The organism is Desulfobacca acetoxidans DSM 11109 (assembly GCF_000195295.1).
GTDB lineage: Bacteria > Desulfobacterota > Desulfobaccia > Desulfobaccales > Desulfobaccaceae > Desulfobacca > Desulfobacca acetoxidans.
This window is the reverse complement of the sequence record NC_015388.1, coordinates 1,275,444-1,289,531: the sequence shown is the minus strand read 5'-3', so window position 1 is coordinate 1,289,531 and position 14,088 is coordinate 1,275,444. Positions and strand designations below refer to the sequence as shown.

Below are 14,088 nucleotides of genomic sequence, written 5' to 3'. Positions count from 1 at the left end.
TGCGATTATGGGGCCAACTGAAATTCCTGCCCCCGGATGGTTAATATTTTTATCGCCAACTGGGCCTCTCGGACCGTGTTGAAACTTTTAAACAGGGTAAATCCCGGCGGTGGCAATTGCTGTGACAACTTTTGGGCAAACTCTCCCCGTCCGATTCCAGGAGAACCCTGCAATGCCTCTGCCGCCAACCGCAGGCTGCTGTAGCCCTGAGCCGCAAGGTAGCTGGGGGTCTGCTGAAACTGTTGCTGATAATCCGAAACAAAGGCCCTCACTGCCGGATCCGGGTCACCCGCGAAAAAGCCGTCCGGGAAAAAAATGCCATCGAGCCTGGCATCATGTTGCAAGGCTGACGGTGTATGCAAGATATTGGTCCCCAAGAGCGGCATACGGAACTGGGAAGTAGAGGCCAGGACAGAGGCAGCGGCGGCCACTGCTCGATCTTCGTCAGGAATAAAGACGGCATCAAGAGAAGGTCTCCCGTCGGGACCAGGATTGACCGTGGTTAGTAGGGTCTGCACCGCCAGGGCCAGGTTATGCCCGTCCTCGGCATAAGAGACCTGAGAGACCAACAGCATCCCATGTTTGTTGAGTTCTTCGGCAAATTGGCGGGCCATGGTCCGCCCATACTTTGAATCAGGACAGATGATGGCATAACGCTGCCAGCCCATACGACTGCCGGTATAACTGACGAGGGCCTGCAGCATCAGCGGAGGTCTGAGAAAATCTTGAAAAATAAACGACCCCGTTTGGGTAATATCTTTCTTCTGAGTCAGGGCCAGCAGGGGAACGCCCAACCGTTGAGCGGCCGCGGCCGCAGCTTCTGCAACGGCTGAAGGGAAAAAGCCGATCAACGCCACGATCTTGGGGTCATTGGCAAGTTTCTCCAAAGCGGCAACCGTTGTGTCCGCCCCACCGCCGCAATCCTCTACCGCGAGGCTCATATGAGCCTGTAAGGCGGCCAGCTCCAGGCCATTTTTTACCTGATGGCCGACCTCGGCATATTCCCCGGACAGCGGCAATAGACAACCGATAGCGGCGGTAGATCCGACTGCCTCAGTTCGAGCCGGAGGGGCGCTCAACTTCGCTGCTAAAACGGCCTCAGGACTCTGAGGAAAACGCCGCTGCAGGGTGGCCAGCCATTCCTCCGCCTTCTCCGGACGCCCGGCCTGGGTCTCCAGCCTGATCAACTGGAGCAGCAACGCCGGGGTAAGAGGGGTGTCGCGATAGAGATCGGCCAGTTTCTCCAACTCAGGTGCCGCGGCCCGTTCCAGCAGACGACTTTTCAGATCCTGATACCACTCTTCCTCCCCATAAGGCAGATCCTTTTCTACCAACAGCAGGCGGCTGCAGGCCTGGGGGAAGTTTCTAGACTGCAGGGACAACTCCGTCAGGAGGGCATTGGTTTTAAAACGCAAATCACCGGAGAGGTTGGAGGCGGTCAGGTTTTCTAGAATTCGCTCGGCTTCTAAAAAATTGCCCAACTTATATTGGGCCTGCCCAACCCCGTAGCGAGCTTTGAGAGCCAAACCACTGTCTACCGGAACTGCCAGGATCCTCTCGTAACGCGCCCGGGCTTGGAGCCAATCGCCTTTAATACCGTACAATTCGGCCGTGCGCAGCCAGGCGTGCTGCCACTGCACGCCCTGAGGAGAAGTTTGAAGATACTGTTCATACGTAGCCAGGGCTTCGTTATACCGATGTGCCCGGTAGAAATTATCCGCCTGTTGCAGGAGGGCGGCATCGTTCCGGATCAGATCTCCGGTGGATGGAGGCAGCATGGCAGCACAGCCAAAAGCCAAGAAAATCAACGGCAATAGGACAAACAGCTTAAGAGAAATGAGGTTTTTCATACAAATTGACATGTTCCGGTGATCACAACAAAGCATGCAAACAGAACTGCGGCGGCTGCTCACAATAATGCCTTTTCTGCTCACCGCTTACTGTTTTCATTCAAATTTCTTCGCATCGACCATGTTAAACAGAAGCGGCGGCCATGGGCCGCCCTATCCCATTATCGATATCTTATCGGCAACTTACCATAGGGCGGGCCGCGCCCGCCGTCTTTAAGAGCACTGTTTTCAGATAAATCATCATGTTCCGGTGATCACAACAAAGCATGCAAACAGAATTGCCGCGGCTGCTCACAATAATGCCTTTTCTGCTCACCGCTTACTGTTTTCATTCAAATTTCTTCGCATCGACCATGTTAAACAGAAGCGGCGGCCATGGGCCGCCCTATCCCATTATCGATATCTTATCGGCAACTTACCATAGGGCGGGCCGCGCCCGCCGTCTTTAAGAGCACTGTTTTCCTATAAGGTGGGGACAGACTAGCCCCACCTTATCTATCCGTCTAATATTATTTTGATTCTTCCTTTACTTCCTCAAACTCCGCTTCCACCACGTCGTCTTCGGGTTTCTTCTGTTGCGCCTGGGCGCCGGCCCCGGCGGCACCTTCGGCGCCAGCGGTATGGGCATAGACAGTCTCAGCCAGCTTATGAGAGGCCTTCATGAGCTCCTCGCTGGCCTGCTTGATTGCCCCTTCATCTTCACCTTCCATGGCCTTTTTCAACTGTTCCACTTTTTCGGTAATCGTGGCCCTGGTGGCGCCGTCCACTTTATCACCCAGTTCGGTGAGGGTCTTCTCCGTCTGGTAGACAAGCGAGTCGGCGTGGTTGCGGGCTTCCACCAACTGACGCTTTTTCTTATCTTCTTCGGCATGAAGCTCAGCATCTTTAATGAGCTGTTTGATCTCTTCTTCCGACAGTCCGCTGGAGGCGGTAATTTTTATGGATTGTTCCCGACCGGTGCCCAAGTCCTTGGCAGAGACCGAAACAATGCCATTAGCGTCAATATCAAACGTTACTTCAATCTGCGGGATGCCTCTCGGGGCGGGAGGAATGCCGACAAGCTCGAAACGACCCAACGTCTTATTATTGGCGGCCATTTCCCGTTCACCTTGAAGCACGTGAATGCTCACTGCCGGTTGATTGTCTGCCGCAGTGGAAAAGACCTGGCTGCGGCGGGTTGGGATGGTAGTATTCTTTTCGATCAGTTTCGTAAAGACCCCACCCAACGTTTCGATACCTAGGGAGAGTGGCGTAACATCCAGAAGCAGCACATCCTTGACTTCGCCCTTCAATACCCCGGCCTGGATAGCAGCGCCCACGGCTACCACTTCATCCGGGTTAACTCCCTTGTGCGGCTCCTTGCCGAAAATCTGCTTGACTTTTTCCTGCACCTTGGGCATCCGGGTCATACCGCCCACCAGGATGACTTCATCAATATCTTTCGGAGAGGCGTTGGCATCCTTCAAGGCAATGCGGCAGGGGCCTTCCAACTTCTGGATGAGATCCTCCACCAGGGCCTCCAGTTTGGCCCGGGTAAGTTTGATCAACAGGTGTTTCGGACCGGAGGCGTCGGCGGTAATAAACGGCAGGTTGACTTCGGTCTCCAGCGACGAGGATAATTCCATTTTTGCCTTTTCCGCCGCTTCTTTTAAACGCTGCAAGGCCATGCGGTCGCCGCGCAGGTCGATGCCCTGATCCCTCTTAAATTCATCGGCCAGAAAGTCAATAAGCTTCTGATCGAAGTCATCGCCCCCTAAGTGGGTGTCGCCGTTGGTTGATTTAACTTCAAAAACACCATCGCCGATCTCCAGGATGGAAATATCGAAGGTGCCGCCGCCAAGGTCAAACACCGCAATTTTTTCATCTTTTTTCTTGTCCAGACCGTAGGCCAGCGACGCCGCGGTAGGCTCATTTATGATGCGCAAAACGTTCAAACCTGCAATCCGACCGGCGTCCTTGGTAGCCTGCCGTTGGGAATCGTTAAAGTATGCCGGAACCGTGACGACGGCGTCGGTGATTTTTTCACCCAAATATTCCTCCGCCGTCTGCTTCATTTTGGCCAGGATCATAGAGGAGATTTCCGCCGGGCTGTATACCCTTCCCCGAATCTCCACGTGGGCATCGCCATTTTCGGCCTGGACGATTTTATACGGCAGGATGGTCAGGTCTCTTTGCACCGCCGGATCGGCGTATTTCCGCCCGATCAGCCGTTTTACCGAAAAGATCGTGTTCTGCGGGTTGGTCACGGCCTGGCGTTTCGCAATCTGGCCGACCAATCGTTCACCGCTGTCGGTGAAAGCTACCACTGAGGGGGTCGTCCTGCCGCCTTCGACATTGGCGATGACTTTGGGGTCACCACCCTCCATAACCGCAACCACGGAATTGGTGGTGCCTAAATCAATTCCGATAACTTTACCCATGAATATATTCCTCCTGATAGATCATCTTGGTTGATTTCTTTTTTTTATCGGCTTTCAATTAGCTGCTCGCAGCACCAGAGGCGCTAAGCTCTCCCAGACAGGTTAAACCCCGAACCTCTATGATTATTCATTGCGAGATACTCTTTCACTGTAAGCAGGCCGCTGAAGATATGCCGGATATTGAGAACATAGAGATTCCTAAGACTGGGAATGACGGGCCACCACTACCATTGCCGGCCGCAGGAGACGGTTATGGAGAAGATACCCTTTCTGAAGCTCCTGAATGATGGTCTGGTCTTCCACCGAATCATCTTCCTGTTGCATGACGGCATTGTGAAAAGTCGGGTCAAATTTATCTCCCAATGCCTGGATGGGCGTCACCCCGAATTTGGTCAGGGCAGCCAGAAAGCCTTTGAGCACATTTTCGACCCCTTCCTGAAGAGCCGAGCCTGGTTCTTGCTGACGCCCATGATTGATGGCCAACTCCAGGTTGTCCACTATCGGCAGAAGTTCTTTGATCAGCGATTCATTGGCGAATTGTCTCAGATCAGCCCTCTCTTTTTCCTGGCGTCTCTTAAAATTTTCCATTTCGGCAGCCAGTCGCAGCCAGCGATCATGGATTTCTTGGGCCTCCTGAGTCTTCTGCGCCAGTTGGCGGATCAAGGCCTCGGTCTCTGTTTCTTCAATGACGCTTTCGGCCGCCTCCATCTCGGAAGATTCGACTACTTCCGGGTTAACTGTTTCATTACACTCTTGGGAGGAAAAACCCATAGAAAACAAACTCCTTTTGATTGATAATCGGTTTATCGAACTGACATATGGTTTCAACCGGTTCTGACGTTGTCCCTTTTAGAATAATCCGCCCCCACCGGGTCACAAGCATATCCGCCGATATCCGGCATTACATCATTTCAGCGGAGGAGGCCAATTATTCAAGATACCGCTCATCACTTCGGCGGTAAATTGCACCAGCGGAATGATTCGATCGTAATTCATCCGCAACGGTCCGATGATGCCCAGAGTCCCGATGGGCTCCAGATCCCTTTGAAAATTAGTGCTTACCAGACTCCATTCCACTGTCGGGATAGTGATTTCGGGACTGAGGAAAATTTTAACTCCCTCTGAGCCTAAACTTTCGTCCAATAATCTGATAAGTTGGTGTTTTTCTTCGAAAGCTCGAAACAGGGCGCGAATTTTTTCGATATCGGCAAATTCCGGATAATCTAGAATCTGGCTGGCGCCCTCTACATATAACTCCCGATCCTCCTCTGCCTGGAGGGCCTTTTGACTCAACATCAAGGCCTGCAAGAGCATCCGATCAAAAAGAACCTTCTCCTGCTCCATCTGCATGAGCACCGTTTGGCGGGCCTCAACCAGACTCAGATTTTGCAGCAGACCATTCAGATAGCGGCTGAATCGGTCTAACTGCTCCTGGCTAAATTGCTCCAGATTATCGATAAAGCGGTTTTGCACCAAGCCATCTACGGATACCAGGACCGTCAGGATGCTGCCGGCTCCGGCATTGATAAACTGAATATGACGGATTCGACTGATGGCCGGCTTCGGGGCCCGCACAATGGCCGGATGTCCGGAAACCTTGGATAACACTCGGGAAGCCTGGCGGATGAGATCATTCAGCTCACCTGCCGGAGGTTTGAACCCTCCTTCGATCCTGCGACGGGTACTCGCCTGCAGATCACGGCTGGCAAGCATATGATCCACATAATAGCGAAACCCCTGCGACGTCGGCACCCTCCCGGCAGACTGGTGCGGTTGACGCAACAACCCCTGTTCTTCCAAATCGAACATGATGTTGCGGATTGTCGCCGGGCTCAGGGACAACCCCGATGATTTGGCCACTGTCCGTGACCCGACTGGTTCTCCGGTATTGATATATTGTAAAATTATGGTGTGAAGAACCTGGGTTTCGCGTTCCCCCAAAATGCCTCTAAATTCTTGCAACGCTTCCTTTTTCATGTTTCCTCAATAAATTAAGTACGCCGGTGAATCTTGTCAAGTCTCCGACTTATAGATTGTCATATATAACATCTTGAATTTACTGATACTGCCCTGAACGGGGGCAGATTTTTATGAAACCATACCCCAAGAGCACAAAAGCTGGATTCATCTTTGCAAACGCCTCTCGAGTACAGGTTCTTTATCTGATAATAGCAGAAATGCATCAGACCGGTATCCCGGTCCCATACGCCTAACTGAAAATCATCAATAACCCATTGCGGGGCGCTCCGTACCCGGTTTTCGTTTGTATCGGTTGGAAGCCTGCGTTGCCGGTAAAATATTTTCATAGCTTGCGGTGACTGATAGGTAGTAGCTATTATCACATTTTCGGGTCGTTGGTAAAACTGACCGGGTTCAAAAAACTTTGACACTCTGACAGGCAAAATGATATCTTTTATTTATGAGGGGTGCCTTGAGGATACCCCTCTTCACCGTTATTTCAAAGCCAACCTGATAAGCTCGGAAATGTCCAAAATCGGCGTTTATGTAGATTCCATGAATATTGTCCGCAATGGCGGCTACGGCATGCGCTACGAAGTGCTCCGCCGTTTCGCCACGCGCAATGGTGGCCAGATTGTTCGTTTGAATGCCTATGTCGCTCTGGACGAAGAGCGCGTCGGTGCCGACCCCAATTATAATGCTACTTTGAACTTTATTTCAACCCTGCGCGACCTAGGTTTCAAGGTCATTGAAAAACCCATTCGCTGGTTTACAGATGAATCGGGCCGCACCTACGGCAAAGCCAACGCTGACATGGATATGGCACTGGATATTATTTCCCAGTCAGATCGGCTGGATATGGTACTGCTGCTCACCGGTGACGGCGACTTTTGTAACGTTGTGACGATGGTGCAGAATAAAGGCTGCCGGGTGGAATTGGTGGCCTTCGCCAATGTCTCCTCATGGCTGCGGCGGGAAGTGGACCTCTTTGTTTCAGGTTTTCTTATTCCTGGCCTGTTGCCGGTTCAGGCGCAATTAGGTGCCCCCCCTTGGGGTGAGACGGGCAGCCGGGTACGGGGGGTCTGTACGAAATATCTGCACGACAAATCCTACGGTTTTATGCGCTATATTCATAGCCTGGGCAAATTGTGGATCACCGACACCCGTCAGGAGGATTCACCATATAAATCTGTTTTTTTTATGGAAAAAGATCTGCCACAGACGGTTGATCCGGATGATCTGCCCAGCCGGGAACATATTTTTGAGTTTACTCTGATCGAAGGGGATAAAGGTTTTCTGGCCACCGATATCGCCATCGTCTATCAATATCATTCTTGAGAACCTCATAGTCCGGGGCGGATTGTTCATCTGTAATTAAGTGAGGAGAATTTTTTTATGAACCGCGCGTTACATATCATGTTTGTGGTCTCAGAAGCCGTGCCCTTTGCCAAAACGGGCGGGCTGGCCGACGTCGCCGGCTCCTTGCCCCTGGCCTTAAGCCGAGCGGGTATGCATCTGTCAGTCGTCATGCCGCTCTATGGAGTGATCAAGCAGGGAAATTTTACTCTCACAAAAGAGCTAACCGATCTCGAGGTCGCTTTTGATTTCTTCAAGTTGACCTTTGATGTTTATCGCGCCGACGTCGAGGGGGTCAGCTTTTACTTTATCGAACGGGATGAATTTTTTGAGCGTCGCCAATTATACGGCACTCCTAAAGGGGACTATTTTGACAACCTGGAGCGCTATACCTTCCTGGCCAAAACTCTGTTGCCAGTCTGCCAGGCCCTCAACCTTAATCCTGATATTATCCACTGCCATGATTGGCAATCAGCCCTGGTGCCGGTGTATTTGCGGGAAAAATGGCGAGAGGCGGAGTGCTTTGCCCAAACCGCCTCGGTCTTTACTATTCACAACCTGGCCTACCAGGGTCTTTTTCGCAAAGAAAAATATCACCTGCTGGATCTGGATCCGTCCTTGTTTAGCATCGATGGCCTCGAATTCTATGATCAGATTAATTTCTTGAAGGCCGGGATTTTGTGGGCTGACGCTATCACGACGGTCAGTCGGCAGTACAGCCGCGAAATCCAGACCCCGGAGTTCGGCTGTGGCCTGGAAGGTGTCTTGCAGAGCCGGGCCGCATCCCTCACCGGCATCGTCAACGGCGTTGATTACCGTACCTGGAACCCCGCCAGCGACAAGCTTATCGCCGCACCTTTCAGCCCCGGTAATCTGGCCGGCAAGACCAAGAACAAGAAGGCACTCATGGAAGCCTTTCTCCTTGATGCCAAACTTTTAGAGGCGCCACTCTTTGGGATGGTCTCCCGCCTGGCGGACCAGAAAGGGCTTGACCTGCTGTCGGCAATACTGCCAGAGCTGATGGCTGCAAAAGCAACCCTGGTCATCTTGGGCACCGGAGAGGAAAAGTACCACCAGCTCCTGACTGAAGCGGCTCAAAAATACCGGGGACAGCTCGGGATTAAAATCGCCTTCGACAACCAACTGGCACATCTGATCGAAGCGGGAGCCGATATGTTCCTGATGCCTTCCCACTACGAACCATGTGGCCTCAATCAGATTTATTCCTTAAAATATGGCACTATTCCCGTCGTTCGAGCCACCGGCGGACTGGTCGATACCATCGAACCGGTGGATGCCCAAAAGAAAACCGGCACCGGTTTTCGCTTTACGGGAAAAACTCCGGAAGCCTTTTGGGCCTGTATGCAAGAAGCCATGCAGGCGTATCAAAATAAAACACTCTGGAAACAACTTATGAGCAACGCCATGAACCAGGATTTTTCCTGGGAAGCTTCCGCCACAATGTATGAATCCCTCTACCGCCAGACCCTGGCCCCGATACAATTCTAAGGAGGTATGTATGCAAGAATGCCCCAACAGAGAAAAAAACCTGCAGCAATGCAACTGTACCTATGAACCTTGCAGCCGCAAAGGCATCTGCTGTGAATGCATCCGTTATCACCGCCGCATGGGTGAACTTCCCGCCTGTTATTTCCCGCCCGACGTGGAAAAGACCTATGATCGGTCCATCACCAGGTTCCTCAAAATAAAGCGCTCTTAAACAATGTGCTACGGACATCCGAACCGGGGGGCAGTGGAGAAAACCCCAAAAACCTCCTTTAGTTACATTCCGTATGCCCTGAAAATATACAGAGACCACGGGCATATCACCTCAAAAGACGCACCAGGTGTGGTTCAACCCCCTAAAAGTCCCATTTCTCTTCCCCACTTGATGATTCATACCAGTTCGCCGTCAGACGTAAATCTTGCCTTGGGAGACGAATCTTGTACTCGCCTCAGGCTATAAGCGAAAATAAGGTTCGCAGCTACATGGCAAAACTTTTGAGAGTGCAGATTGGTATCAGTCTATACCTTGTGAGACAAGTCTAGACCTTATTGAATTCGAATCAAATTATATTTAATATAATTCAGTAGGTTAGAGCTTGGCACACTTTTTGGTAAAGATATTTCCAAATCTATTTTGGGGAAAAAGAATGGCGCGGAAAAGAAATAAAAGAACCAGGGTCGTCTCCAAACTGGAACTTTCTAACCTGACGGAACATATTCTTGCTACCATGGGCGAGGAAGGAAGATGCATCCGTGAACGCCTGATCCGCTTCCTTCAGGAAAAAACTGTTCCCGACCAGAAAAACTTCAATAAGACTCCACAGACCAAAACAGCAGAAATCGCCAGCAATTGAAGATTGCGCACCGGCCGTGAAGGGCCAACAGAAATGGCAGGACGTCGTTGAGAGAATGGCGCCTCGTTGATTGGGGCATAAGAGTATGGACAAAAGCGTTGCGGCAACAGGCCTGTTGACGCCTGTCTGCTGCTTTTTCCAGAAGGTCAAGCCCTCTGTTCGGCTTCCAGGCGCCGATGGTGTTCCCGGGCCTTAAATTGCATCTGCAGGCGCAGGAGTTTGATTTTGACGTCGGGGAACTCTGCGATCAAAAAATCAAATTTCTCGCACTCCTTCAAATCCGGACACTCATAGCAATTTTCTATCCCCCGGCCGACGGCACAGAGGCGAATCGGGCAATCCGCCAACCCCCGGCCCTGCTTGCATCCAGGACATTCAGTATGAGTTAACAGCCAGTCCAGACCTTTGCGAAATTCAGCAAAATTAAATCCTTCACCCTCCGGAAAGCAGTGGGTCCAGTAGTTGGCCCGAAAGCGGATAATGTATTCTTTCATGAGGGCCACGGTTTCTAAAAATTCTGCATCACCTAACTGACACTCATTACAGAGGCCGCAATAACTTTCTCTCACGCGTGCTTCTCCCTGTCTAAAGCAAAAAAAGATCCATGAATCTGCGCCTCCAGTTCCGGTTCGGTCAAACGGCTCATGGAGATGGCCTGGGCCGGGCATTGGGCGGCGCATAGACCGCAGCCACGACAGAGTTCGACATGGATAGTCGGCCGACCTTTTTCGCCCAAAGAAACTGCACCGAACGGGCATATCGCCAAACAACTGAGGCAGCGTCGACAGTTCGGCGATCTGATGGTGGCGAAGTACTCGCCGCTGGCGAAGGCTGGTTGCGACAGGATTCGTGCAGCTCCGGCGGCCGCAGCCTGCGCCTGCAGGACGGTTTCCGGCAGGCTGCGCGGCGAGTGGGCCAGACCGCAGATGAAAATCCCTTCGGAGGCAGCCTCCACCGGCTTGAGCTTCTGGTGAGCCTCCAGGAAAAAACCTTCGGGAGTACGCTGCACACCTAAAAGCTGGGCCACCTGGGCGGTGTCAGCACCAGGTTCAATACCGGCGCTTAAAACCACCAAGTCTGCCTGAAGTTGCACTTCGCGCTCCAACAGCTCGTCCCACACCTCCACCAGCAAAGCTCGATGGCGCCTGGCAATCACCCGGGGAGGACGCTGCGCGGCATAAGGCAGAAACCTGACGCCCTGTTCCTTGGCCTTGACATAGTGTTCTTCTTTAAAGCCATAGGCCCGGATATCCCGATAAAGAACGGCAATATCCGCCAAGGGACGCTGCTGTAATAAGAGCATAGCATTTTTTATGGCGGTTGCACAACATACTCGACTACAATACGGATGTTCCGGCTCCCGAGAGCCAACGCATTGGATCATCACAATTGCCGGAGTTTTTCCCAAGGTCAAGGAGTCAGATCGTATCTGGGCCTCCAATTCCAGTTGCGTGACAACCCTAGGGTCCTCACCATAGAAATAGCGGTTGTCAGGTTTGAATTCCCTTCCCCCTGTGGCGGCAATGATGACGCCGTGTTCCAGTTGCAATTCCTCGCAACCCACCGGCGTCCGCCAGCGCACCTGGGATCGGAATTGGCCACAATGGCCCTTCAAGCCCACTACCTCGGCATTGGCGTATACCTTAATATTCGGATGACCCAGAACAAGCGAGCTAAGCTGCTGCACAAATTCCTGTGGACGGGTACCTTCTAGCAGAGAATGCAAAGAGTTGGCTATCCCTCCCAGGCACGGTGATTTCTCAATGAGATAGCATTGGTAGCCTTGATCGGCCAGGTTCAGGGCGGCGCTCATACCAGCTACGCCGCCGCCAATAATGAGGGCCTGCGGGATGATCGGGAAACTCTGGGATAGAATTGGGGGCAGATTTTTGGCCTGTTCCACTGTCATAGCAACCAACTGTCCCGCCTTTTCCATGGCCTGGGCTCTCTCGCGCTGATGCACCCAGGCGCACTGCTCCCGGACATTGGCCATCACAACATATCCGGGATTGAGGCCGACCGAACTCACAACCTCCCGAAAAACCGGTTCGTGCGTCCTGGGGGTGCAAGCGGCGACCACAATCCGATTCAATCCTTTGGTTTGAATTACTTCGGCAATCTGTTTAGTCGACTCCAGGGAGCAGGCAAAGAGTTTTTCCTCTACATGCACGACGCCGTCCAGATGCCGCAAGCTCGCCGCCAGGGTCGTCAGGTCCAGCACCCCGGCAATATTGGTCCCGCAATGGCAGAGAAATACGCCAATCCGGACCGGGAAATCTGGTATGGCCGCCGGCTGGCGAGGTTGCACATCCGACTTCCGACGGCGGGGGATAATCCCCAGGAGCTGTGAAGCTGCGGCTGCGGCAGCACTGGCCGAAGTTACAGTTTCGGAGATATCCATAGGTTCGCGGGCGGCTCCGCAGACAAATACTCCCGGACGGCTGGTCTGTACAGGTTGTACCGGCGACGCCGCGATAAAACCAAAAGCGTTTAACGCCAATCCCCATTTATTTGCCAGCGTAGACCATAGCGACGGCGTCTTCAGTCCCACGGCCAATACGACCAGGTCAAAGGTTTCAATACAGGAGGCGCCCTGGGCATCGGTGAAGTGGACATCGATGCCCCCTTGGAGACGGGGAACCACCTCGGCAACTCGAGAGCGAACCAGCCGCACCCCGTGTTGCTCCGCCTGCTGCAGGTAGCGTTCAAACCCCTTGCCAGGAATGCGCAGGTCCATATAAAAAATTGCCGTCTGCAACCCGCCGCCGCTAATTTCGGTGGCCATGACGGCCTCTTTAAGACTGGCAGTGCAGCAGACAGAGGAGCAGTAGTTCGCCCCGAGACGTGGATCGCGAGAACCGACGCATTGGATAAAGGCGATCTTCTCCGGCGGCCGGCTGTCCGAGGGTCGGCAGAGCTTCCCGGCATACGGGCCGGTAGCGCTCAGCATCCGCTCAAACTCCAGACTGGTTACGACATCCGGGTGATCGCGGTGAGGGATATGGGCCGCGGAAGCCGCCTGAATACCGGCAGCAAAGATAACGGCACCGGCCCTCAGGGTCCATTCTTCCGGCTGTTCCTGCAGATTAATGGCCCCAGCCGGACAGACCTTGATGCAGGCCCCGCATTTTTTCCCCTGAAAGAATCGGCAGACCTGGGGGTTGATGATGGCTGCCAACGGCACCGCCTGGGGAAAGGGTAGATGAATGGCCTTGGTTTGATTAAGTCCTTGATTATAAGGGTCGGGCATCTTGACCGGACAGACCCGGGTGCATTCTCCACAGCCCGTACAGGCGCTGATATTCACGTATCGGGGACGGCGGTGGATGACAACCCGGAAATCTCCCGCCTCTCCCTCTATCTGTAGAACCCGACTGCAGGTAACCAGTTCAATGGCCGGATTGCGGCTGATCTCCAGCAATCGAGGGGAGAGGATGCACATGGCACAATCGTTGGTGGGAAAGGTCTTATCCAACTGTGCCATCACCCCACCCACTGAAGGGCCTTCTTCAATGAGCGTCACCGGCAGACCCAGAGCGGCACAATCCAACGCCGCCTGGATGCCACCGATGCCGCCCCCGATCACCAGCACCCGACGCTCTGCCACACTCTCTAAAGGCCGGTTAAGAGACATACCGCAACCGCATTCCACCAAATATCAAGCCTGTTCCACCGTTTTCAGGTCTTTAACGACATCAGCCAGCAGGGAGGCCAGGTCTTCTTCCTGGACCGGATGCGCCATGAGCCGGGCAATGAGCCGCCGCCGCATTTCCTGCAACAGGACCTCTCCCTGGCGCAGACGCTCCGGCAGTTCGGAATTAACCGCGCCTTCCCGCACCGCCAGGTGGCGCAGGCCCTGGATAATATCCAGAAATCTGACGTCCTGGGGACACTGGAAAGAACAACGGGCACAGCTCAGACAATACCACAAAGCTGGCGAAGCCAACAATTCCGTCCGCATCCCACACAAAATCTGCCTCAGGATACGACTCGGGCTGAAGCTCGGCTCAATGACACTCACCGGACAGGTGGCAGTACAAATGCCGCAGGAAAAACAGCGTCGCAGATGTTGACACCCTGGTTCTTGGGCCAATTCATCGGGAAAACGCGGGTCTAAGTCTTGAATGTGCAATTTTTCCATGG

General features: G+C 53.1%; 11 protein-coding genes. 4 read left to right on the top strand and 7 right to left on the bottom strand.

The features are described from left to right. Nucleotides 1–5: 5 nt before the first annotated feature. The 4 genes from DESAC_RS05525 to hrcA all read right to left on the bottom strand — a co-directional run bounded on the left by DESAC_RS05525 (nucleotide 6) and on the right by hrcA (nucleotide 6,247). Complete coding sequence (locus DESAC_RS05525; RefSeq protein ID WP_013706088.1) at nucleotides 6–1,850, bottom strand: ABC transporter substrate-binding protein; 1,845 nt, start codon at nucleotides 1,848–1,850, stop codon at nucleotides 6–8. Nucleotides 1,851–2,359: 509 nt separating this feature from the next. Continuing rightward, on the bottom strand, nucleotides 2,360–4,270 hold the full coding sequence (gene dnaK / locus DESAC_RS05520) for a molecular chaperone DnaK (protein WP_013706087.1): 1,911 nt from the start codon (nucleotides 4,268–4,270) through the stop codon (nucleotides 2,360–2,362). A gap of 198 nt (nucleotides 4,271–4,468) precedes the next feature. Beyond that, complete coding sequence (gene grpE / locus DESAC_RS05515; protein ID WP_013706086.1) at nucleotides 4,469–5,041, bottom strand: nucleotide exchange factor GrpE; 573 nt, start codon at nucleotides 5,039–5,041, stop codon at nucleotides 4,469–4,471. A gap of 135 nt (nucleotides 5,042–5,176) precedes the next feature. Beyond that, nucleotides 5,177–6,247 (bottom strand): heat-inducible transcriptional repressor HrcA, encoded by a 1,071-nt coding sequence (gene hrcA / locus DESAC_RS05510; RefSeq protein ID WP_013706085.1) that lies wholly within the window; start codon nucleotides 6,245–6,247, stop codon nucleotides 5,177–5,179. A gap of 507 nt (nucleotides 6,248–6,754) precedes the next feature. Between hrcA and DESAC_RS05505 the strand changes: the two genes are divergently transcribed. The 4 genes from DESAC_RS05505 to DESAC_RS15105 all read left to right on the top strand — a co-directional run bounded on the left by DESAC_RS05505 (nucleotide 6,755) and on the right by DESAC_RS15105 (nucleotide 9,945). Then, nucleotides 6,755–7,567 carry a LabA-like NYN domain-containing protein gene (locus tag DESAC_RS05505; protein ID WP_052301986.1) on the top strand — a complete coding sequence of 271 codons (813 nt, stop codon included), beginning with the start codon at nucleotides 6,755–6,757 and terminating at the stop codon, nucleotides 7,565–7,567. Nucleotides 7,568–7,624: 57 nt separating this feature from the next. After that, nucleotides 7,625–9,094, top strand: coding sequence for a glycogen synthase GlgA (gene glgA, locus DESAC_RS05500; protein WP_013706083.1), 1,470 nt, complete (start codon nucleotides 7,625–7,627; stop codon nucleotides 9,092–9,094). Nucleotides 9,095–9,104: 10 nt separating this feature from the next. Next, nucleotides 9,105–9,305 carry a DUF6485 family protein gene (locus DESAC_RS05495; RefSeq protein WP_013706082.1) on the top strand — a complete coding sequence of 67 codons (201 nt, stop codon included), beginning with the start codon at nucleotides 9,105–9,107 and terminating at the stop codon, nucleotides 9,303–9,305. Between the two features lie 433 nt (nucleotides 9,306–9,738). Continuing rightward, the gene (locus DESAC_RS15105) at nucleotides 9,739–9,945 is read left to right on the top strand and encodes a hypothetical protein (protein ID WP_013706081.1); all 207 of its coding nucleotides are present in this window, start codon (nucleotides 9,739–9,741) and stop codon (nucleotides 9,943–9,945) included. Nucleotides 9,946–10,091: 146 nt separating this feature from the next. On the opposite strand, the gene DESAC_RS05485 is transcribed toward DESAC_RS15105, so the two are convergent. From DESAC_RS05485 to DESAC_RS05475, 3 genes are read right to left on the bottom strand one after another with little or no spacing between them, the layout of a single operon-like run. Further along, entirely contained in the window at nucleotides 10,092–10,514 is a 423-nt protein-coding gene (locus tag DESAC_RS05485; RefSeq protein ID WP_013706080.1) for a DUF3795 domain-containing protein, read from the bottom strand. Then, complete coding sequence (locus DESAC_RS05480; RefSeq protein WP_041283823.1) at nucleotides 10,511–13,579, bottom strand: FAD-dependent oxidoreductase; 3,069 nt, start codon at nucleotides 13,577–13,579, stop codon at nucleotides 10,511–10,513. The genes DESAC_RS05485 and DESAC_RS05480 overlap by 4 nt, the downstream gene beginning before the upstream one ends. A 24-nt stretch (nucleotides 13,580–13,603) precedes the next feature. After that, a complete protein-coding gene (locus tag DESAC_RS05475) occupies nucleotides 13,604–14,086 on the bottom strand; it encodes a 4Fe-4S dicluster domain-containing protein (protein WP_013706078.1) in 483 nt (160 codons plus the stop codon). Nucleotides 14,087–14,088 lie beyond the last annotated feature (2 nt).